This is a genomic window from Mycolicibacter senuensis, assembly GCF_003284925.1.
GTDB classification, from domain to species: Bacteria; Actinomycetota; Actinomycetes; order Mycobacteriales; family Mycobacteriaceae; genus Mycobacterium; species Mycobacterium algericum_A.
Genome location: NZ_QMEX01000044.1, coordinates 1 through 20,765, shown reverse-complemented (window position 1 = coordinate 20,765; position 20,765 = coordinate 1). Strand labels below are relative to the sequence as shown.

General features: G+C 68.2%; 19 protein-coding genes and 2 pseudogenes. 13 read left to right on the top strand and 8 right to left on the bottom strand.

What is annotated here, in order from left to right:
* Positions 1–71 precede the first annotated feature (71 nt).
* The gene (locus DQP56_RS12325; protein ID WP_112685778.1) at positions 72–1,196 is read left to right on the top strand and encodes an NDMA-dependent alcohol dehydrogenase; all 1,125 of its coding nucleotides are present in this window, start codon (positions 72–74) and stop codon (positions 1,194–1,196) included.
* Between the two features lie 4 nt (positions 1,197–1,200).
* On the opposite strand, the gene DQP56_RS12320 is transcribed toward DQP56_RS12325, so the two are convergent.
* A complete protein-coding gene (locus DQP56_RS12320) occupies positions 1,201–1,674 on the bottom strand; it encodes an LppA family lipoprotein (protein ID WP_112685798.1) in 474 nt (157 codons plus the stop codon).
* Between the two features lie 89 nt (positions 1,675–1,763).
* The gene (locus DQP56_RS12315; RefSeq protein ID WP_112685776.1) at positions 1,764–3,677 is read right to left on the bottom strand and encodes a putative alpha/beta hydrolase; all 1,914 of its coding nucleotides are present in this window, start codon (positions 3,675–3,677) and stop codon (positions 1,764–1,766) included.
* Positions 3,678–3,801: 124 nt separating this feature from the next.
* Between DQP56_RS12315 and DQP56_RS12310 the strand changes: the two genes are divergently transcribed.
* Together DQP56_RS12310 and DQP56_RS12305 are read left to right on the top strand one after the other, a co-directional pair.
* The gene (locus tag DQP56_RS12310; protein WP_112685774.1) at positions 3,802–4,524 is read left to right on the top strand and encodes a pirin family protein; all 723 of its coding nucleotides are present in this window, start codon (positions 3,802–3,804) and stop codon (positions 4,522–4,524) included.
* Positions 4,525–4,658: 134 nt separating this feature from the next.
* Positions 4,659–5,735, top strand: coding sequence for a phosphodiester glycosidase family protein (locus DQP56_RS12305; protein ID WP_112685772.1), 1,077 nt, complete (start codon positions 4,659–4,661; stop codon positions 5,733–5,735).
* Between the two features lie 19 nt (positions 5,736–5,754).
* Here the strand turns inward: DQP56_RS12305 and DQP56_RS12300 are convergent, their stop codons facing one another.
* Both DQP56_RS12300 and DQP56_RS12295 read right to left on the bottom strand, forming a co-directional pair.
* Positions 5,755–6,390: an Rv1363c family protein gene (locus DQP56_RS12300; protein WP_112685796.1), complete on the bottom strand. Its 636-nt coding sequence runs from the start codon at positions 6,388–6,390 to the stop codon at positions 5,755–5,757.
* A gap of 108 nt (positions 6,391–6,498) precedes the next feature.
* Positions 6,499–7,077 (bottom strand): hypothetical protein, encoded by a 579-nt coding sequence (locus DQP56_RS12295; RefSeq protein WP_112685770.1) that lies wholly within the window; start codon positions 7,075–7,077, stop codon positions 6,499–6,501.
* A 383-nt stretch (positions 7,078–7,460) separates the two neighbouring features.
* On the opposite strand from DQP56_RS12295, the gene DQP56_RS12290 reads away from it, so the two are divergent.
* From DQP56_RS12290 to DQP56_RS12245, 10 genes and pseudogenes are all read left to right on the top strand, one after another.
* On the top strand, positions 7,461–8,330 hold the full coding sequence (locus DQP56_RS12290; RefSeq protein WP_112685768.1) for an MlaE family ABC transporter permease: 870 nt from the start codon (positions 7,461–7,463) through the stop codon (positions 8,328–8,330).
* 2 nt (positions 8,331–8,332) lie between these two features.
* Positions 8,333–9,190 (top strand): MlaE family ABC transporter permease, encoded by an 858-nt coding sequence (locus DQP56_RS12285; protein WP_112685766.1) that lies wholly within the window; start codon positions 8,333–8,335, stop codon positions 9,188–9,190.
* Positions 9,191–10,774: an MlaD family protein gene (locus tag DQP56_RS12280; RefSeq protein WP_112685764.1), complete on the top strand. Its 1,584-nt coding sequence runs from the start codon at positions 9,191–9,193 to the stop codon at positions 10,772–10,774.
* The gene (locus DQP56_RS12275) at positions 10,771–11,865 is read left to right on the top strand and encodes an MlaD family protein (RefSeq protein ID WP_112685762.1); all 1,095 of its coding nucleotides are present in this window, start codon (positions 10,771–10,773) and stop codon (positions 11,863–11,865) included. Before DQP56_RS12280 ends, DQP56_RS12275 begins: the two co-directional genes overlap by 4 nt.
* 4 nt (positions 11,866–11,869) lie before the next feature.
* Positions 11,870–12,923 (top strand): annotated as a pseudogene (locus DQP56_RS12270) (MCE family protein).
* Complete coding sequence (locus DQP56_RS12265) at positions 12,920–14,125, top strand: MCE family protein (protein ID WP_085259163.1); 1,206 nt, start codon at positions 12,920–12,922, stop codon at positions 14,123–14,125. Before DQP56_RS12270 ends, DQP56_RS12265 begins: the two are co-directional and overlap by 4 nt.
* Positions 14,126–14,163: 38 nt before the next feature.
* Positions 14,164–15,390 carry an MCE family protein gene (locus DQP56_RS12260; protein WP_085259225.1) on the top strand — a complete coding sequence of 409 codons (1,227 nt, stop codon included), beginning with the start codon at positions 14,164–14,166 and terminating at the stop codon, positions 15,388–15,390.
* Positions 15,387–16,637, top strand: a complete 1,251-nt coding sequence (locus DQP56_RS12255; RefSeq protein ID WP_112685794.1) for an MlaD family protein — start codon at positions 15,387–15,389, stop codon at positions 16,635–16,637. Before DQP56_RS12260 ends, DQP56_RS12255 begins: the two co-directional genes overlap by 4 nt.
* Positions 16,638–16,656: 19 nt before the next feature.
* The gene (locus DQP56_RS12250) at positions 16,657–17,256 is read left to right on the top strand and encodes an Rv1363c family protein (RefSeq protein WP_112685760.1); all 600 of its coding nucleotides are present in this window, start codon (positions 16,657–16,659) and stop codon (positions 17,254–17,256) included.
* A gap of 10 nt (positions 17,257–17,266) precedes the next feature.
* A complete protein-coding gene (locus DQP56_RS12245) occupies positions 17,267–18,094 on the top strand; it encodes a mannan-binding family protein (RefSeq protein WP_112685758.1) in 828 nt (275 codons plus the stop codon).
* Between the two features lie 146 nt (positions 18,095–18,240).
* On the opposite strand, the gene DQP56_RS12240 is transcribed toward DQP56_RS12245, so the two are convergent.
* The 4 genes and pseudogenes from DQP56_RS12240 to DQP56_RS12225 form a co-directional block, all read right to left on the bottom strand.
* Positions 18,241–18,906, bottom strand: a complete 666-nt coding sequence (locus DQP56_RS12240; RefSeq protein ID WP_112685756.1) for a YoaK family protein — start codon at positions 18,904–18,906, stop codon at positions 18,241–18,243.
* Between the two features lie 5 nt (positions 18,907–18,911).
* Positions 18,912–19,670, bottom strand: coding sequence for an ICP22 family protein (locus tag DQP56_RS12235; RefSeq protein ID WP_165825000.1), 759 nt, complete (start codon positions 19,668–19,670; stop codon positions 18,912–18,914).
* A complete protein-coding gene (locus DQP56_RS12230; protein WP_112685752.1) occupies positions 19,637–20,185 on the bottom strand; it encodes an Rv1363c family protein in 549 nt (182 codons plus the stop codon). The genes DQP56_RS12235 and DQP56_RS12230 overlap by 34 nt, the downstream gene beginning before the upstream one ends.
* A pseudogene (locus tag DQP56_RS12225) lies at positions 20,182–20,765 on the bottom strand (RDD family protein); the annotation flags it as partial. The pseudogene DQP56_RS12225 and the gene DQP56_RS12230, both read right to left, overlap by 4 nt.

Genomic DNA, 20,765 nt, shown 5'->3' with positions numbered 1-20,765 from the left:
TTCGCAGTTCACACCGAGTGCTGGGCACCAGAGTTGTAACACGTTCTGGTCACCTGGCTAAGATCGCCCGCATGAAGACCAAGGGCGCACTGTTGTGGGAGCTGAACTCGCCATGGCGGGTCGACGAGATCGACGTGGGCGATCCCGTTGCCGGTGAGGTCCAGGTGCGGCTGCACGCCGCCGGGATGTGCCACTCGGATTACCACGTCACCACCGGAGCCACCCCGATCGGCCTGCCGGCGCTCGGCGGCCACGAGGGCGCCGGAGTCATCACCAAGGTCGGCAAGGGAGTGACCGGCCTGGCGGAGGGTGACCACGTCGTGATGGCCTTCATCCCGGCGTGCGGCTCCTGCCCGCCGTGTATGAAGGGCTTCCGCTCGCTGTGTGACCGAGGGGCGGTACTGCTGGGAGGCAAGGCGATCGCCGACGGCACCAACCGGATCCACGCCGGGTCGCACGAGGTCTCCGCGATGAACCTGCTGGGCACGTTCGCGCCGTATGCGACCGTGCACGCCGATTCGGTGGTCAAAATCGACTCCGACGTGCCGTTTCAGACCGCGGCCATCATGGGCTGTGCGGTGCCCACCGGGTTCGGTTCGGCCACCAACGTCGCCGAGGTCAAGCCCGGCGAGACCGTCATCGTCGTGGGCGTCGGCGGTATCGGTATGAGCGCCCTGCAGGGTGCGGTGCTCTCCGGCGCGCGGCGCGTCATCGCGATCGACCCGGTTGCCTTCAAGCGCGACCAGGCGGTCAAGTTCGGCGCCACGCACGTCTACCCGTCGATGGCCGAGGCGATCATGCCGGTCATGGAGGAGACCTGGGGCCTGATGGCCGACAAGGTGATCATCGCCGTCGGCGACATGCGCGGCGAGTACATCGAAGAAGCGCTGACGCTGACCGCCAAGACCGGCACCTGCGTGGTCACCGGGATGGGGGCAATGGCCGACGCCGACGTCAAACTGAACCTCTTCCTGTTCACCATGCTGCAGAAGACGTTGAAGGGCAACATCTTCGGTGGCGGCAGCTCGCACATCGAGACGCCGCGGCTGGTGGGCCTGTACAAGTCCGGCCTGCTCAAGGTCGACGAGATGATCACCACGACCTACAAGCTTGAGGACATCAACGACGGCTACGCCGACATGGTCGACGGCAAGAACATCCGCGGCGTCATCACCTTCGACGAGTCGGACTGGTAGGCGCTCACTTCTTGTCGCGTGGAAGCCGGCACCCGGTGAAGCCGGAGACCACCAGGTTGCCCCGGTAGCCGATCTTGATGAACAGTCCGGTGGGACCGTAGAACCCGACGTCGTGGTTGCCCGGCTGGTCCTGCATCACTTGAACCTCGGTGGCCTCGAGCTTGGCGGCCGCCGCTTTCGCGGTCGCCTGAAGCTGCTCCCACTGCGGTTCGGACAGCGGCGCCCGCACCGCCACCTGATCCGGAAGCAGATACCCTTGCCCACCGGTCTGCTCGTAGGGCCGCAGGCAACCCGAGCCCGACCCCTCATCGAACGTCTCCCAGTGGATGCCGGGCACCAGTCGGGCTGCGGCGGTGGTGATCTCGTTCATCGCCGCCTGCACCTGGGCTTTGGTGTCCTCGAACGACGGCAACGCCTTGACCACTTCCAATGCCTCGGCGGCAGCGGCGGGCGGCGTGGGTTCATACGGCTGTGGCACGTGACATCCTGCGGCTAGGGCGGTGGCAGCCACGACGGCGAACAAGCGCCCGCGTAGTCGCAGCTTCGGAACGGATTCTCGGTGCATCGTCATTTTTCTACAACTGCCTTGTCACCGAGGCCGGCAAGCACGGCGGCGATGTTGTAGTTGGTCGTCCGCAGCCCCCCGCCGTCGGGGAAGCGCGGGTAGTCGCTGTGGCCGTGGGCTTCTTGCAGGCTGATCACGCCGCCATGACCGTCGGGCACGGTGGCCGCCCCGGTTTCCAGGTGGGTGAAGTTGGGATTCGTTGCCGGGTTCGGGCCGAAGTCACCGAATTCGTCATTGAGGTAGGAACCCAGGATCGGAATGCCCTGACCGAACGTCCTCGCGTCATACACCCATTGGATGGGGTCGTCGGGCGCTTCCATGGCGAACACCTGACCGGGCTGCAGGTGCAACTGCTCCGGCGTGGACGCTTCGATACCGGGCGACCCGTAGAACAGCGCCCGCGACACCCCGTGATCGCCGGGTTCCTGCAGCGCCAGCCCGGTGGTCAGCGAGCCGTAGGAATGCCCGATCGCGGTCAGATCAGCGGCCCCACCCAGATGCGAGGCCTGGATCCCGTCGTAGAAGCGGGCCAGGTCGTGGGCGCCCGCCCTGGCGACGTCGTCATGGCTGACTCCCCACAGCCCTGCCAGGGATGCGCCGCGGTCGTCGAAGCCGGGCACCTGCGGCGGGTCATAGCCGATCCAGGCGATCGCCGAGACGGTGTCTGCCTCGTGCCCGGGGTCCAATCGCAGTTGGCGCAGCGCCTCGCCCCGCAGTTGGGTTGCCTCGTTGGCCATCCCCTCGATGGCGCCGTGCACCGTGGTGTTGAGTCCCGGAGCGGTGACCGACACGTGGGTGGCCTTGTCCGGGTCGCCGACGGCGATGGCGGCGCGGGCCTGCTTGCCGCTTTCGGTGTCCAGCAGCATCAGTTTGCGATCCGGGCTGACCCGCAGCGCCGCGTCGACGGCCTGCAGGTCGGGAAGATATTTGGCGCCGTCACGGGCGGCGTCGTATTGGCGCTGCCAGTCCTCGTAGGCGACGCGGTCGGTGAAGATCGCCCCCGGTTCATTGGGCCGGGGAACGTTGTTGCCGGCCGCCCAGTCCGGGTGCTGGTTGCGCAGCGCGTCAGCCTGTGCGGCCGCCGTCTGCGCCTGCCGCAGTTCGTCGGCGAGATGCAGCCGGTTGTAATGGTCATAGCCCAGATGGTCGGGCGGGTCGCACGGCATGCCCGGATGGTTACCGATGTTGTGGTCGTGATCGTAGAGCCAGTCCTTCTGCCCGGGGGTCAGGCTGTTCCAGTAGTCGTTGAAGGCCTTCGGGTCATCCGGCACCGGTCCCGGTGGCGGCGATGGCGCATCCGCGTCGAACCTGCTCACCGCTGCGTCGGGGTCGTAGCCGTCCCTGACTCGCAGGTTGGTCAAAGCCTGCTGCAGGGTCTTGGCGTAGGTGTTGCGGATCACCGTGCCGTTGTGCAGGGCGGTGGCGGTGTCGTCCTTGGCTTGCTGGAGGCACTGGTTGATCTCGGTGCTGCAGTCGTGGCCCTCGTTTTCCAGGTCGAGGTAGTGGCCGACGAGGTTGTCGAGGCCCACCAGGTTGGCGTTGAGCGCGGTGATATTCGCCTGCGACGCCGCGCGGGCCTGGGCCAGGGCGCCGGCGATGGTCTCCAGATCTGCGGCGATGCGGCCCAGTTGCTCGGTGCTGGCGTGCAGGCCGTCTTTGACGCGTTGCACTTCGGCGCCGTGGTTGATCGGCTGCTCACCGCTCTCGCGGTGGTACTGCTCGAAGTGCTGCTGGGCGGTGCGGAAGGTCTCCTCGGCGGCGGTCGCCGATCCGGCGGCCTGGTGGAACGCCTGGGCTAGGAAGTCGATCTGGGTGGGGCTGCCGGCCTGCAGGCTGTCATCGACCGCCCACGGGTCACCCCCCGCGTGGGCGATGAGCTCGGCGAGCTGCAGGTGCTGCAGGGTGGGGCGGCTCACGCGCCGGCACCGGCGTCATCGTGCGCGCCGGTCTCGACGAACATCGCCCGCCCCCTCCCGATCAGCTCGGCGGTTGCAGTGAGACTACCGGCAGCGGCCGTTTCGCACGTTAGCCTTGGGCATCATGACGGGACTGCTCGACGTGCGGCGGGCCGCCGACCGGGCTGTCACCCGCGCGCCCTGGCTCAATTCGCGCCATTCGTTCTCGTTCAACGACTACTACGACCCGGCCAACACCCACCACGGGCTGCTGCTGGTCAACAACGACGACGTGGTCGGACCGGCTGCCGGGTTTGATACTCACCCGCATCGTGACGCCGAGATCGTCACCTGGGTGCTGTCCGGTGAGCTGACCCACCGGGATTCGATCGGCAACTCCGGGGTGATCCGTCCCGGGCTGGCCCAGCGGATGTCGGCGGGCACCGGCGTCCTGCATTCGGAGCAGAACGAATCCACCACCGAGCCGGTGCATTTCATCCAGATGTGGCTCATGCCGGACACTCCCGGCCGCACCCCGGGCTATCAGCAGCAGGAGATCGGCGACGCCCTGGCGGGCGGCGAGCTGGTGGCCGTCGCCTCGGGCAGCGACCCGGACGCCGCGATCGCCATCGGCAACACCGAGGCCACGCTGTACGCCGGCCGGCTGCAGCCGGGCCGCAGCGTGGAACTGCCCGACGCTCCCTACGTTCACCTGTTCGTCTCGATCGGCCGGGTCGATGTCGAGGGCGCCGGCGAGTTGGCTGCCGGTGACGCGGTCCGCGTCACCGGTGGCGGCGGTCAACGGGTGCGCGCGGAAGCGCCGGCGGAGATCCTGATCTGGGAGATGCACGCACGCCTCGGCGGCTGATCACCGGGTAACCGATTCGCCACCGACGCGGCACAGTCCGATCACGGCACGCTGCCCTCGGCGGTTTCTGTGGCTAGCCTGGGAACTTGGTGTCTGTCGGTCCGGAGCCGAAGGGGCAAACAGCGTTGACTCCAATGGCTTTCGTGCGCCGGCTGGCGGCCGGCTGCAGCGCGGTGCTGCTCTGCGCCACCCTGGCGATCGGCCCGGGCCTGCCGGCCGCGCGCGCCGCCGCCCAAGATCAGTTGGCCGCCGCGATCGCCCGCACCCCGGGCTCCTACCTGGTGTACAACTTCGGCGGCGGGCATCCCGCCCCGATGCTCAACGCCGCCGGCGAGTGGTACGAGATGTCCGGCGGCGGTCACCTGGTCGTGCTCAAGGCGGCTTCGCAGCGCATCGAGCCGCACCTGCTGGTCGACAGTCACCGCGGTGTGCAGAGCCGCTGTGAACGCGATCCGCGGGCCCGCACCAGTGAGGGGCTGATGCAGGCCTCCGAGCTGTACACCCCGCTGCAGGCCTGGCAGGCGCTGGGGCGGCCGATGGTGGCCGTCAACGCCAACTTCTTCGACATCCGCGGCCAGCGTGGCGGTTCCTGGCGGACCACCAACTGCAGTTCACCGCTGGGCGCCTACGTCGACAACACCCGCGGCAAGGGGCGCGCCAACGTCGCGGTCACCGGCACCATCCCCTACGCCGGCAAGCAGGGACTGTCCGGCGGCAACGAGCACTGGTCGACGCTGACCACGATGATCCTGCCGACGCGTGGCACACCGTATGTGCTGTGGCCGCGCGGCGGCCGCGACGGCGGGGACTACGACGCGGCCGGGCCGACGATCACCGCCCTGGTGGAACGCGGGGAGCGGTTCGTCGCGGTGAGCGGGCTGGGGTTGCTCGCGCCCGGCGTCACCGGGCAACTCAACGACGGCGGGCCGAGCGCGGCGCGCACCGCCCTGGGCTATTCCCGGGCCAAGGACGAGATGTACATCTTTCAGGGCGGCCACTACACCCCGGACAATATGCAAGATCTGTTCCGCGGCCTGGGCAGCGATCACGCCGTCCTGCTCGACGGCGGTTCGTCATCGGCGGTCGTGCTGCGCCGCGACGCCGGCGGCATGTGGACCGGCGCCGGGGTGCCGCGCGGTTCGTGCGACACCGCCCAGGTGCTGTGCGACGCCCACGAACGGGCGCTGCCCAGCTGGTTGGCCTTCAATTAGCGCCGGGCCGCGACATCGCTCAGGGCATATCAACCTTGGCGGCCAGCCAGCGGCCCTTCACCTTCTCCATGGTCATCACGATGCGACTGCGATCGATCTTCGGTTGGGGGGCGGCCTTGTTGCTCACCGACTGATCGATGAACAGCATCACTTCGACCTTGTTCTTGGTGGCGGACTTGACCGCCGCATCGATGACGGTGCCGTGTGCGGCGGCCTTGTTCTCGATCAGCAGTTGGCGGAGTTGCTCGCTGGACGCGGCGTACATGTCCTTGAACTCGCCGGTCGCCCCGTCGAGGACGTCGGCGAAGTTCTTGTCGATCGCGGCCGGGTCCACCCCGGTCAGCACCAGGGCGTATTTCTCGGCCGTCTCCAGTGCCTGCGCTGCGGCCGCCGCACGCTGATGGTGGGCGAACAGTAGCCAGCCCTCGTAGCCGGCGACGATCAGGCCCACCGCCAACACCGCGGCGGCGATCCAGCGCAGCCGCGCTCGTCGCGACGCCGCGTCGGTCTGGTCGCCGGCCTCGTCAGGGGTCTGCTCGGGGGCGTCGTCAGCGGCCTCGTCGTCCAGATCCTCGTCGGTGGCCTCGGGCTCGTCGGTGGCCTCGGGCTCACCGGTGGCCTCGACTGCCGTTTCCGCACCGGCCGCTGCTGCCATGTCCTCAGGGTCCGGCACCCGCACCACCCCTCCCTGGTCTCCCCCCGGACCGAGCCGTTCGGCCGCAACGCACCACGAAACCTACCCGAACCCGCAGCGGCGGGGCGGTCAGGTGCAGGCCCCGGAATTCCGCAATGCGGCGCCCCACCCGGCCGCGGAATCGATATGGGCCCGGGTGAAGCCCGCCGGCTGTTTCTTGCGCATGCTGTCGGCGATGCGAGAAAGCTGGAACAGCACCCCGGTCAGCTGTTCGCCGCCGTAGATCGGTGAGTACGGGCCGTAGTTGTCGGGGGTGTTGCGGATCGTCAGCGGTTTCAGCCGCGGCGCCAGAAAACCCGTCGACCGGTCGATGTTGGCCACCACTGCGTCCGCCTGCGGCTGCACACCGGCGTAGACGTCGCCGCGCTCGGCGAGGTTGCGGTTGAAGGCGTTGATCTGGCCCATCAGCGGATCGAACTGCGCGTCGAACCACTGGCACGAGTCCGACATGCCGCCGATCATCTCCGGCGTGACTTGATACGTGAAGGTGTCATACGGCCAGAAATCCATATGCGGAGACCAGTCGCTTGGTGCCGGAGTGAACACCGGAAGCACCGGTGGATGCTCCGGGTCCGCGAGGGCCGGCCCCGGTGCCAGCAGGGTCGCCGTCGCCGCGAGACCGGCGACCATACCGACCGCGGACCGCATCCACCATCGCTGCATCGACACCCTCTCCGCGCCGGGATTCATCCGGCTCGAGTATCGCCATCCGAGCCATCTTCGGGACACTGAATCCGCGAAATCGGTGATGCCGCTGAGTAACTGGCCCATAACTCCAGTCATGTTGCCCGAAGTGCCTCTCGGCGGGCATGGTGTCCGACATCATGTCCGGATGCACGGTCACGGCGAGGCCCGATGAGCTCTGTCCGCGCCGCCGCGACCGGTATCCACCCGCGCTACCCACCGGCCGTTCCGAGAATCGCCGAACCCTACCTTGGAGTAAGGACGGTGGCTACCATGTCCGCCATGGATCATCGGCCCAACGGGGAATCGGCGGCGCCGGGTGATCCCAAGTTCATGATCGGCAAGCGATGACGGCCCAGGATGAGCGGGAAGCCGCTGATCAAGTTCCCCTCGATGGTGTCGCGGCGATCGGGGACTGGACCGTCGGCTACGTCAACCGCCACCCGCTGGCGTCACTGACGACGGTCGGCGAGCAGTGCGTGCTGGCGGTGCGCACCGTGCAGTACTTCTTCATCGACCTGTTCAGCGGCCGGTTCCAGTGGGGCGAGTTCGTCCGGCAGAGCGCGTTCATGGCCAACACCGCGGTGCTGCCGACGGTCCTGGTGGCGTTGCCGATCGGGGTGACACTGTCCATCCAGTTCGCCTTACTGGCCAACCAGGTCGGCGCGACGTCACTGGCGGGCGCGGCCGCCGGACTGGCCGTGATCCGGCAGGCCGCATCCCTGGTGGCGGCCATGCTGATGGCCGCCGCGGTCGGTTCGGCCATCACCGCCGACCTGGGCTCACGCACCATGCGCGAGGAGACCGACGCCATGGAGGTGATGGGAGTCTCGGTGATCCGCCGGCTGGTGGTGCCACGATTCGCCGCGGCCATCATGATCGGCGTCGCCCTGACCGGCATCACCTGCTTCGTCGGCTTTCTGGCCAGTTATCTGTTCAACGTCTACTTCCAGAAGGGCGCGCCCGGCAGCTTCGTGGCGACGTTCTCGTCGTTCGCCACCACCGGCGACATGATCGTGGCGCTGATCAAAGCCGTGATCTACGGCGCGATCGTCGCGGTGGTGTCCTGCCAGAAGGGGCTGTCCACCCGGGGCGGGCCGGCCGGCGTCGCCAATTCGGTGAACGCGTCGGTCGTCGAGGCGATCCTGGTGCTGATGATCGTCAACGTCGGCATCAGCGAGCTCTACAACGTGCTCTACCCCCGGACGGGGCTCTAGCTATGACGGCGTCCCCCTATATCCCGGCGATCGCACGCCCTGTGCTGCGGGCTTACCGCATGGTGTCGGCACCGATTACCCGGCTGGGCCACATGCTGGTCTTTTTCGGCCGCGCCGCCGCCGGCGTCCCGACCGTGCTGCGGCACTACCGCAAGGAGTTCCTGCGGCTGCTCTCCGATATCGCATGGGGCAACGGCTCCATCGTGGTCGGCGGGGGCACCGCCGGGGTGGCCGTGGTGCTCGGCTTCACCGCCGGCGCGCTGGTGGCGATCGAAGGCTACAACTTCTTGAACCTGCTCGGCCTCGGCCCGGCCACCGGCATCATCTCCTCGCTGGTCAACACCCGGGAGCTGGCGCCGATCATGGCGTCGATGGCGTTCGCCATGCAGGCCGGCTGCCGGTTCACCGCGCAGCTCGGCGCGATGCGGATCGCCGAGGAGATCGACGCGCTGGATTCGATCGCGATCCGGCCGATCCCGTTCCTGGTCACCACCCGGTTGTTGGCCGCGACCCTCGCGGTGATCCCGCTGTACGTGGCGTGCCTGGCCATCACCTACCTGACCTGTCAGCTGGTCACCGGCATCATCAGCGGCGGCTCGATCGGTCCGTACCTGCACTACTTCACGATGATGTTGAGCGGCAAGGACATCGTCTATTCGGTGCTCAAGTGCGTGGTGTTCGTGTGGCTGGCCTCCACCGTGCAGTGCTACTACGGGTTCTACGCGTCCGGCGGACCGGAAGGCGTCGGTGTGGCCGCCGGCCGCGCCATGCGGGCCAGCATCACGATCGTGATCATGGTCAACATGCTGATGACGATGGCGTTGTGGAGCATCGACGCCGGCGCAAGGTTCGGCGGTTGAATGGGCAATTCCCTCGACACCGACGGGCGCGGCCCCTCCGAACCCCAGCTGCTGGGTGCCGGGATCGCCGTCCTGCTGGTGATCGCGCTGGCCACCGCGGGCCTACTGGCCAAGTCCACCGGCGCGCTCAACAGCTACGTGCGGGTGGTGGCCGACCTGATGAACGTGGGCGACGGGCTGCCCGCCCAGTCCGACGTCAAGTACCACGGTCTGCTGGTCGGCAGCGTCACCGACGTGATCCCGGCTGCCTACGGCAAACCCAACTACGTGCACATCAACCTCAAACCCGACCACGCCAAGGACATCCGGACTTCGGTGACCGCCCGGGTGGTGCCGTCGAACGTCTTCGCGGTGTCGTCGATTCAGCTGGTCGACGCCGGCGCCGGCGCCGGCTCCGCGATCCGCGACGGCACGCACATCGCCGAGAACGGTGAATTGTCGACGGTGATCTTCCAGACCACGGTCTCCAAACTGCGCGACATCCTGGCCGCCACCGGCCGCGGCCGCGAGGACCACAGCCTGGGCATCCTGGCTGCCGTCGGTGCGGCCACCGACAATCGGCGCGTCAAGCTGCTCAATGCCGGCGCACACATGTCCCGGCTGCTGGATCAGCTCAACGGCATCGTCGCCACCGAGCCCGGGCCCTCGACGGTCTCGGCGTTGCTCGACGCCACCCACGGTCTGCAGGCGACCGCCCCGGACCTGGTCGACGCACTGCACCAGGCGGTCGAGCCGATGCGGGCGTTCGCCCAAAAGCGCGCCGAGTTGGCCTCGCTGGTCGGCGGCGGCCAGCACACCGTGGGCGTCGCGCGCGAGGCGTTCGACAACCACATCGACCAGCTGATCCGGATCACCCACGACCTCACGCCGGTGGTGGGGGTGCTGGCCAACCACGCCGAAAAGTACGTCCCGATCTTCACCCGGGTCAACCGGCTGTCCGACAAGTTCTTCGACCAGCTCTACGATCCGCGGTTGATCACCGGGACCCTGCGCGCCAACCTGTCCTTCACCCCGCTGCACACCTACACCCGCGCGGACTGCCCGCAGTACGGCGAACTGAAGGGACCGAGCTGCTTCACCGCACCGATGATCTCGGTACGGCCCGAACTCCCCGAGACGATGCTGCCGCAGAACTACCACTTCCCGGCCGGCCTGGAACCACCGGCGGGTACCGAGATCGGCCCCGACGGGAACCTGCGTGCCGTCGGGCCGCCGCTGATCAACCCCGATCGCAGCCTGGCGGACACCAACCCGCCACTGCCCTGGTGGACCGGGCCCTTCCCGCGGGTCCCGGGCACCGCCGACCCGCTCGACCCCGCGCCGCCACCACCGCCGAGCCCTCCCATCCCGGCCCAACCGCACGCCCCGGAGTGGCAGCCGCCGGCACCGGTCGCACCCGCCGCCTACGGCGGCAACGTAGGTCCCGTCGGCAGTCAGGCCGAACGCGAACAGCTCGGGCTGATCACCGGGCTGGGCGCCGGCCGCGGGCAGCCGGCGTCGGTGGCCACCCAGCTGTTGCTCGGCCCCGTCGCGCGCGGAACCTCTGTGTCGTGGGCCCCGGCCGAAGGGGGAGCCCACAAGTGAGCTTCCGCAGACCCCTGATCGGCCTGTCCGTCTTCATGGTGGTGGCGATGGTGCTGACCTGGCTGGTCTACGCCACACTGCGCCGCGATGTGGCCGGCGCGACCACGCCGTATGCGGCGGTGTTCACCGACGTCTACGGACTGCGCGAGGGCGACGACGTCCGGATGGCCGGGGTGCGGGTGGGCCGGGTGGAGAAGGTCGAACTGGACGGGGAGCCGGCCGGCCCCCCGAAAGCAAAAGTCTCGTTCATCGTCCAAAGCGACCAGAAGCTGTACGGCAACACGGTCGCGTCGGTGACGTATCAGAACATCATCGGCCAGCGGTATCTCGGATTGTCGCTGGGTTCCCACGGCAGCACCGAACTGCTGCCCCGCGGGAGCGTGATCGGCGTCGAGCACACCGAACCGTCCTTCGACGTCGGCGCCCTGCTCAACGGCTTCAAACCACTGATGTCGCTGCTCAATCCCAAGCAGGCCGACGATCTGACCCGCGGTGTGCTGCAGTCGCTGCAGGGTGACCAGGCGTCGATCACCGCGCTGGTGGACCAGTCGTCGACGTTGACCGCGACACTGGCCGGGCGCGACGAGATGCTGGGTGGTCTCATCACCAGCCTGAACAGACTGACCGGCACCATCGCCGGACAAAACGACCAGCTCGACCATGCGCTGACCCAGGCCCGCATCGCGGTAGCAGACCTGGACTCGCGCCGCCCGGCGTTGCAGTCCTCGGTCGGGTCGCTGGCCCAGGTGACGCGGCAGCTCTCGCGGATCGCCGACGAGGTCTTCCCGTCCCTGGAGGAGATGATCAACCGCGAGCCCGGTTTCACCAAGCACATGGCCGGCATCGAACCGCAGCTGGCGTTCACCGGGGCCAACCTGCCGCTGCTGCTCAAGGGCCTGGGCCGGGCGTTCGGGGACGGCGCCTACGGCAACGCCTACCTCTGCGACCTGAACGTCGCCGGATTCTTCCCGGGCCTCAACGACATCACCACGATCATCGTCAACGCGGCGACCCCCGGCAATGCTCGCCCGATAACCCAGAAGAACCTGGCCTGGCACACGCCGAAGTGCAGGAACACCGTCGATGGGTAACGCGATGACGTCACGGCCCGGCACCTTCTTCCGCCAGCGGCGGGCGCGGCCGCTGGAGTCCTACAACACCACCTGGCTGGGGTTCGGGGCACTGGCCGTGGTGGCTGTCGTGGTGGCCGCGGCGCTGTTCGTCAAGGTGCTCGGCGTCGGCTATACCCGCTACACCGCGGAGTTCGCCCAAGCCGCCGCGCTGGCCCCCGGCAACCCGATCGTGGTCGCGGGCATCGAGGTGGGCCGGGTAGCGAGCATGCGGCTCGCCGGTGACCACGTCGAAGCCGGCCTGACCGTGCGCAACGACATCGGGCTGGGCAAGGACACCCGGGCGAAGATCCAGGTGATGACGATCCTCGGGTCGCGGTATCTGAAACTGGAGCCCGCCGGTTCCGGCGCACTGCCCGGCAAGCGGATCAACCTCGCCCACACCGAGGTCCCCTACTCGCTGGAGTCGCTGCTGGAGGACGCCACCACCACGTTCGACCAGGTCGATTCCGACCAGTTCGGGCAGTCCCTGGCCGTGCTCGGCCAACAACTGAGCGGACTTCCCCCCGGTGATTCCGCAAGCGATGGCCAATCTGCACTCGCTGGCCAAGCTCACCGCCGATCGGCGCGATCAGCTCGGCACCCTGCTCGCCAGCACCCAGCGGGTGGCCAACACGCTGCGCAACCAGCAGACGCACCTGGGAAACCTGGTTGATCAGGGCCAGGACTTCATCGGGGAACTGGTGGCACGGCAGAACACCTTCCACGCCATGCTGGCTGCGCTGACCAACCTCACCGGCAATCTGAACAACGTCGTGGTCACCGACCGGTCGATGCTCGACGAGATGCTGATCAACGTGCGGGCGCTGTCGGACATGCTCGGCCAGCACGACGACCTGTTGCGCAGCCTGATCCAGTCCGCGCCGCCACCATTGCGGGGTATCACCAACGCCACCGGCTACGGCCCCGGTATCGAGTTCTTCGCCGGCAACGGGATCGCGATCGACTCGTGGATGTGCGCCATCAGCGGCCGCGCCAAGCAGTTCGGCATGATCGAGTACTTCAAGGACTGCAAATGAGCGCGCCACCGACCGTCGCCGCCGACGATCCGATCGAGGAGCCGACAGACACCGTCGCGGTGCCGCGCCGTTCGGCGCCGACAGTCACCCCCACCGGCCGGCGCCGCGTCACGGCGCTGATCTCTGCGCTGATCGCCGGGGCACTGATCGTCTCCGCCGCGGCCGCCTACTACTTCAACCCGTTCGGCGGTCATATCACTGTCACCACCCAATTCGACAGCGCCGCAGGGCTTTACGAAGGCAATGTGGTCGCGGTGCTCGGGATGCCGGTGGGCAAGATCCGCAAGGTCACTCCGAAGGGCGAGTACGTCGAGGCCGAATTCACCGTCGACCGCGGCGTGAAGATCCCCGCCGACGTGCGCGCCGTGACCATCAACACCTCGATCCTGACCGCACGGCAGATCGAGCTGACCCCGGCGTATGCGGGCGGTCCGGTGCTGGCCGACCGCACCACCATCGGGCTGAACCGCACCCGGACGCCGGTCGCGTTCGATCGGGTGCTGGACATGCTCGACAAGGTCTCCAAATCGCTCGGCGGCGACGGCAAGGGCAACGGGCCGGTGGCCGACGTGATCAACGCCGGCGCCGACATCGCCGACGGCAACGGCGAGAGGATCAAATCAACGCTGAGCGAGTTGTCACGGGCCCTGCAACTCAGCTCCGACCGCGGCGAGACGACCGGCGATCAGCTGACCACGATCATCACCAACCTCAGCTCGCTGATGGACGCGGCGGCCCGCAACGACGCGAAGTTGCGTCAATTCGGCTCCACCACACGCCAGTTGAGTCAGATGCTCGCCAACGAGGATTTCGGGACCGGGCGCACCGGCCGCAAGATCAACGAGATCGTCACCCAGGCGACGTCGCTGCTGCAGGCCAACCGGGACAACCTCAAGCATGCCATTCTCAACGGCGACACCGCCGTGACCACCCTGGTGGACAAGCAGCGCGACCTGGCAGAACTCCTCAACCTGCTGCCGATGACAATGGAAAACCTCTATAACGCCGTCGACACCAACAACGGGGCGGTCCGGCTGCACGCCCTGGTGGACAAGATCCTCGTCGACAGCCAAAGCACCAAGGAGCTGTGCAACATGATGCACCTTCGACAGTTGGGTTGTGGCACAGGAACTCTGGCCGATTACGGCCCCGACTTCGGTCTGACGTATGTCCTCGACGGCCTCTCGATGATGGGGCAGTAGACGTGGCGGCGCGCAACAGGCGGACAGCCAAGGCCGCGATGGCGCTGCTGTGCAGCGCGACCATCGCGTCGTCGGCGGCCGGCTGCGGCACCAGCGGCCTGGACAGCCTGCCGCTGCCGGCTCCGGGTATCGGCAGCGGGGGCTATCTGATCACCGCGGTGTTCGCCAACGCGCTGAATTTGCCCGGGCACGCCAAGGTGAAGCTCTCCGGTGCCGACATCGGCCAGATGGAGTCGATGGTCGCGCGCAACTACACCGCGGTCACCACGTTGCGCATCATGGACGGCGTCCGGATCCCGGTGGGCAGCACCGCCGAGTTGCGGTCGGCGACCCCGCTCGGTGACGTGTTCGTGGCGATCAAGCCGCCGGTTCACCTCGACCCGTCGGCGCCGCTGCTCAAGGGCGGCGACGCCATCGGGCTGGAGTCCACCGCGTCAGCGGCCACCGTGGAATCGGTGTTGAGCTCGGCGGCGCTGCTGGTCAACGGTGGCGCGGTGCAGAACTTCACCAATCTCGTCAACGGCGCCGGGAAGGCGACCGGCGACCAGGGCAAGGCATTCGGAAAGCTGATCAACCAGTCCAACGAGCTACTGGCGAAACTCAACGCCCGCTCCGGCGAGATCGAGACGGCGCTGCGCGAAACCAGCCAACTGGCCGACCGGCTCGATGCCCGCAGCGCCGCGCTCACCGACGTCCTCGACGCGGCCGGTCCGGCGACCGACACACTGGTGGACAACACCAGCCAGCTCGCCGACCTGGTCGAGGAACTGGGCGCGACCAGCCGGCAGCTGACCCGGTTCCCGTCGATTGCCGGGACCGACGATTCCGGGCACAGCTTCATCAAGGACGCCAACCTGCTCGCCGGCGCGTGGAACGACGTGGCGACCGACCCCAACACCAGCCTGTACGCCCTGAACCGGCTGGTGGCGCCGTTCATCAAGATGACTTCCGGGTCGGGTGTTTCGGTGCACGCCAGCATCGACCGTCTGGTGTGGGGCTCGATGCCCGACGCCGGGTTCAAGGGCGACCCGGCGTTCCACGGCCCGAAGCGCTACGACTGGGCCAAGATGGCCGGCTCGATCAAGTACGCGCTGTGGCGCCTACAAGAACGCGTGGTGGGACGCGGTCCGGACTCCGACATGGGGCAGGCACCGTGGACGGCGGTCGGTCCGCCGATACCGCCGACCCCGGCCGAAGCCGAGTGGGGCCCCGTCGAGCCGGGCCCGCCGGGACCGGGGCCGCCGGGACCGGGACCGAGGCCATGATCGACGCATTCAGCCGGCGCCTGGTGGCCCTGGTCCGCGCCGGTTACCGGCGCAAGAACCTGCTGTCGGGGGTCGCGTTGGCGATGACCCTGGTGGTGGGGACCGCCTACCTGCTGGTGGGCGCACTGCGGGTGAACCCGACGCGCTCGACCTACCAGATCACCATCGCGCTGCCGGATTCCGGCGGGCTGCTCACCGACCAGGACGTGTCGGTTCGGGGGGTTCCGGTGGGCCGGATCGAATCGCTGCGGGTCAGCGGCACCGGTGTCGACGCGGTCGCCAACATCAAGTCGACGGTGAAGATTCCGGCCGCCAGCAAGGTGCGGGTGTCGGGTCTGTCGGCCGCCGGTGAGCAGTACATCGACTTCGAGCCCCCGTCCAGCGCCGGACCGTTCCTGTCCGGCGGCAGCGTCGTCTCGCAGGACCGTGTGACGACCCCGATCCCGATGTCGCAGTTGCTCGCCGACGCCGATGGCATGCTGGCACAGACCGACTCGCGCAAACTCGACCTGATCAAGAAGGAACTCAGCCTGTCCGACGAGGGCCCCCAGAAGCTCACCGACATCGTCGACGGCGGCACCTTCTTGTTGTCCACCCTGGACTCGGTGCTGCCGGAGACGGTGAGCCTGCTGAAGTCGAGCCGGGTGGTGCTCACCATGCTCAGCGACGTCAACAACGGCATGGCCGTGACCTCGGCGAACCTCGACAAGGTGTTCAAGGGAATCAGCCCGATGATGGGCGGCTACCGCCGATTCGTCGACCAGGCGCCCGGGATGCTTTCGGCGGTCGACGGACTCTTCGACGACAACTCCGACACCATGGTCGGGCTGCTGGCCAATCTGGCCACCACCGCGCAGCTGCTCTACATCCGGGTTCCGGCGCTCAACGCGCTGTTCCCCGATTACCGCCGGTCGACGGTGGAGGCGCTCGACTCGGCGATCCACGAGGATGGGATGTGGGCGACGGTGGACATCTACCCGCGCTACACCTGCGATTACGGCACGCCGCGGCGTCCGCCGTCGGCGGCGGACTACCCCGAGCCGTTCTTGTACGGCTATTGCCGTGACACCGACCAGTCGGTGTTGGTGCGCGGTGCCCACAACGCGCCGCGCCCGCCCGGGGACGACACCGCCGGCCCGCCGCCGGGCGCCGACCTGGCCGCGACCACCGACCCGACCCCCAAGGGGCGCTACACCGTTCCCACCGAGTACGGCGGGCCGCCGATGTTGATCGAGCCGCCAGAATGACACGCGAGGAGACGCCGCGGTGAGCACCGCTGACGAACCGGCCGCCGAAGACACCCCCGAGCAGACGGAAACCGCTGAGGGCAAACCGGAATCGACGGTCACCGAGAAACCGGCCGCCGCGCCGGAGATGGCCGGCCCGCCGCCGCCGAATCGTTGGGCGATCGCCGGCATCGCCGCCGTCTACCTGACGGTGTTCGGCTTGGTCGCGGGGCTGGGCTGGCAACTGTGGCAGCAACACCGGGTCGCCGCCGCCGGCGCGGCCGGGCAGCGCGCCGCCGTGGACTACGCCCAGGTGTTGACCAGCATCGACTCCAGCAAGGTCGACGACGACTTCGCCACGGTCCTCAACGGCGCGACCGGTGATTTCAAGGACACCTACACCAAGGCCAGCGTTGAGCTGCGCCAGCTGCTGATCGACAACAAGGCATCGGCGCGCGGCACGGTGGTGGACTCGGCGGTCCAGTCGGAGTCCACCGACAAGGTGGTGGTGCTGGTGATGGTCGATCAGACGGTCAGCAACACCGCGCGCCCCGACCCGCGGGTCGACCGCAGCCGGATGAAGATGACGATGCAGAAGGTCGACGGCCGATGGCTGGCCGGCAAAGTCGAATTGCCCTAGGAGGGAAGCTATGCGGGCGACCCGGCTACTGGCGGGCGTAGCGGCCGCGGCGTTGTTGGTGTCCACGGCACCGCACGCGGGCGCCTCGGCGCCGTCGTTCTGCAGCGGGCTGGGCGGCGCCTGGGACGGCCACTACTGCAGCACCGAGGTGCGCTCCGAGCGACAGGCGACCCGCTACATCCGGATGGCGGTGCCCGGGGACCTGATCGACCACCCGGTCGCCGGGCCGCCGATCCGTGACTACCTGTCGAAGTTGTTCGGCAACTGGCGCGCCAAGGGCGCCTCGATGGTCGCCGACAGCTGGGGCAACGAGAATTTCGAGATCTTCCAGCACGGTGACGCGCTGAGCGTGGTATTCCACGAGGACTACCACTCCGACGGGCCGTACATCAACAACGCCTACCGCACCTTCACCTTCGACATGGCCCGTGGACGGCAACTGCAGTTGGCCGACATCACCAAACCGGGGGTGGACCCGTTCGCGACGATCCCGCAGCTCGGCGAGCCCTACATCGTCGCGGCATTGGACCGGGCGTTCTGGGAGCACCGCCCCGGTGACTATCCGTTCGTCCCCGAACGATTCACCCCTGACAAGGTGTTCTCCGGGGGTTACCGGTCGTGGGCGTTGACGCCCGACGAGTTGATCCTGTACATGCCCGATTACCCGGTCAGCCACGACTCCCCGATCCAGTACAACCAGATGCAGTGGTACATGGACGGCGGCAACGTCCAAGCACACATCCCGCTGTCGGCGCTCAGTTCGATCCTGCGCCCGGAGTACGGCGGTTCAGCGAGCCTCGACGAAGGAGAGGGGACGCTGGGACCGCCGCAACAATAGAGCGGTTCAGCGAGCCTCGACGAAGGAGAGGGGACGCTGGGACCGCCGCAACAATAGAGCGGTTCAGCGAGCCTCGACGAAGGAGAGGGGACGCTGAGACCGCCGCAACAATAGCGCGGTTCAGCGAGCCTCGACCCGCCGGTGTCTCAGCCGTAGCGGAACACCAGCATGCTCACCGTGACCACCGCCGCGGCCAGCGCGATCACCGGCGCCACGACGACGCGGGCCAGTGTCGCTCCGACGACGGCGCCGCCGATCATCGTCAGCACCACCCCCAGCCGCAGCTTCTGGCGCTCTCCGCTGCCGCCGGCCAACCGGCTGTCCACCCCGAGGCCCACGATCGTCGACGTGAGGACGGTGGTGTAGAGCTCCTGGATGCCGAACTGGCGCGCGGTCGAGTTCTGCACGCCGAACGCCACCGCCAGGCCGGCGGTCAGGATCAGCCTGGTCGCGTCGGCGTATCGCAGCACGCCGGCGCCGGTCATCGCGGCCAGCACCAGCAACAGTGCCGCCTCGATGCTCAGCGCGGCGGTCACCCATGACCGCGGCCGGTGCCCCAGCCGTCGCACCAGCCGGCCGCCGAGCATCGCCCCGAGCAGGAACCCGCCGAACGCCAGCAACACCGCGGTCAGGTCGAATCCGGCCCCCGGGACGAACAGGAACCCCAGGAAGATCGCGTTGCCGGTCATGTTCGCGACGAAGACGCGCCCGAGCACCAGGACGCTGATCGCGTCGACCAGGCCGGTGGCGAAGGTCAGCAGCAGCAGGGCCAGCACGGTGCGCCGTTGCGACAACGGCGACGCGATCGGCATAGGGGTCAGCCCTGCAAGCGCGGAGTCAGGTCCAGTGAGGTGATGGTGGGCATCCTGGTGACCACCCAGCGGTTCTGCTCGCGCTTCATGTACAGCCGGTAGGCCAGGTACTTGATCGACGGCACGGCCCGGTTCAGTTCACTGGTGGCCGAGGTGTTGGTGTACACGATGACGGTGGCTTCCGGCCCCTGCAGCGATTCCACCGCGGCACCGACGATCTCGGTGGTGTCGGTGACCTTCGCCTGCTTGTTGCTCTCCGCGATCGCGGCGATGAACTTGCGGTACTGGGCCTCGAGGTCGCCGCTGAGGTAGACCGCGGCCCGATCCGGCAGCGTATCCATGTTCTCGGGCGTGTAGTTCCACAACGTGTGGATCGCCCTGGCGGCGGTCCGGGCGATGTCGAGCTTGGTGGCCACTTCGGCCCGATCGACGAGGTAGGGCTGGGCGGCACCGGCCGCGAATGCGGCCGACGCGACGAAGAGCGCAGCGGCCAGCGCACCGGCCAGCCGCAGGCTGATCCGCCGGCGGACGCGGGGTTTCGTTGCGGCGGCCCCGGTTTCGGGCTCGCCGTCACCATCGTCGCCGGCTTCGGGTTCGCCGTCACCATCGTCGCCGGCTTCGGGTTCGCCGTCACCGTCGTCGCCGGCTTCGGGCTCGTCGTCACCGTCGTCGCCGGCGGTGGTCTCGATGTCCTCGGTCAGAGCGTCGTCACCGTCGGAGGACGTCTCGGTCACAGCACCTGGTTCAGATTGCTGATCTTCCACTGGTCCCCTTCCTTCTGCGCCGTCAGCAGCCAGCGGGATGCTGCGCTGATGTCCTGCTTGCCGTCGGGCGATTTACCGCTGTTCTCGACGGCCACCAGCACGTTGACGCTGCCATCGTCGTTCCACCGCTCGACCCCGGCCCCGACCACCGTTCCGGTGGTCGGCTCGCTTCGCGCGACCGCGAGCAGGATCTGATTCGCCTTGTCCTGGCACTCCTTCTCGAATTCGCCGGTGGCATGAGCCATCACGTCTGCGACGTAGTCGTTGGCGTTGAACGGGTCCGGCGAGGAGAACATCGTCATGAAGGCCTCCACGTCGCCGAGGACCTCGACGTCCCGCATCGCCGCCCGATGGTTGGACACATGCGAGACGAACACCAACGTGCACACCGTGATCGCCGCGGCCGCCAGCAGCAGTGCGGCCGTGAGCACGGCGGCCAGCCCCCGGCCGGGCGGCACGTCCCGCTCGACGAACAGCGGCCGGTCATCGGCGCCGATCAGCCGCCGCGGGCTCATTTCTCTCCCTCGGCCGGCAGCGGCTTGCTGACGACGGTGAGGTCATCGACCCGCCAGTCCCCCGCCGCCTTGGCGAAAGTGACCCGCACGGTGGCGCTGATCAGGCGCTCCTTTCCGGCCGTACCGCGCTGCCCCTGTAGGAACAGCAGCATCGCCCCGCGGTGCGGAGTCGCGTTGAGCACCGCGGCGTCGGCGACGCGAAAGTAGTTGGGAACCGGTGCCCCGTTGCGGATCGCATCCTGTTGCGGCACCAACTGTTCGCGGTATTTCTCGGTCGCCAACGACTGTGCCCGGGCGAAATCGTCCTGCAGGGTCTGCGGGTCGTACGACAGCATGTCCGCGACGATCTTTGGTCCCTGCCGGGACAGTTCGCCTCGCGCCACCTCCGAGGAGTGTTCGCGCTGGAAGACCAGCAGGTAGCCGGCCACCGCGGCGATGACGCTGAGGACGGCGGCGGCCACGAACGCCGCGCCGGTCCTGGCCCGGACTCCCTCCGGCGGCCGGCGATTGGTGGCCTGGCGAACCTCGGTGCGGGCCAGGATATCCGCGAAGGTACGCCCGCGCTTGTCGCGCAGCGCCC

Coding starts and splice junctions, on each gene's coding strand:
- DQP56_RS12260 (WP_085259225.1), top strand. CDS start 14,164: ATGGCGCTGCTGTGCAGCGCGACCATCGCGTCGTCGGCGGCCGGCTGC.
- DQP56_RS12245 (WP_112685758.1), top strand. CDS start 17,267: ATGCGGGCGACCCGGCTACTGGCGGGCGTAGCGGCCGCGGCGTTGTTG.
- DQP56_RS12290 (WP_112685768.1), top strand. CDS start 7,461: ATGACGGCCCAGGATGAGCGGGAAGCCGCTGATCAAGTTCCCCTCGAT.
- DQP56_RS12230 (WP_112685752.1), bottom strand. CDS start 20,185: ATGAGCCCGCGGCGGCTGATCGGCGCCGATGACCGGCCGCTGTTCGTC.
- DQP56_RS12265 (WP_085259163.1), top strand. CDS start 12,920: ATGAGCGCGCCACCGACCGTCGCCGCCGACGATCCGATCGAGGAGCCG.
- DQP56_RS12285 (WP_112685766.1), top strand. CDS start 8,333: ATGACGGCGTCCCCCTATATCCCGGCGATCGCACGCCCTGTGCTGCGG.
- DQP56_RS12325 (WP_112685778.1), top strand. CDS start 72: ATGAAGACCAAGGGCGCACTGTTGTGGGAGCTGAACTCGCCATGGCGG.
- DQP56_RS12280 (WP_112685764.1), top strand. CDS start 9,191: ATGGGCAATTCCCTCGACACCGACGGGCGCGGCCCCTCCGAACCCCAG.
- DQP56_RS12295 (WP_112685770.1), bottom strand. CDS start 7,077: ATGCGGTCCGCGGTCGGTATGGTCGCCGGTCTCGCGGCGACGGCGACC.
- DQP56_RS12240 (WP_112685756.1), bottom strand. CDS start 18,906: ATGCCGATCGCGTCGCCGTTGTCGCAACGGCGCACCGTGCTGGCCCTG.
- DQP56_RS12255 (WP_112685794.1), top strand. CDS start 15,387: ATGATCGACGCATTCAGCCGGCGCCTGGTGGCCCTGGTCCGCGCCGGT.
- DQP56_RS12310 (WP_112685774.1), top strand. CDS start 3,802: ATGACGGGACTGCTCGACGTGCGGCGGGCCGCCGACCGGGCTGTCACC.
- DQP56_RS12300 (WP_112685796.1), bottom strand. CDS start 6,390: ATGGCAGCAGCGGCCGGTGCGGAAACGGCAGTCGAGGCCACCGGTGAG.
- DQP56_RS12305 (WP_112685772.1), top strand. CDS start 4,659: ATGGCTTTCGTGCGCCGGCTGGCGGCCGGCTGCAGCGCGGTGCTGCTC.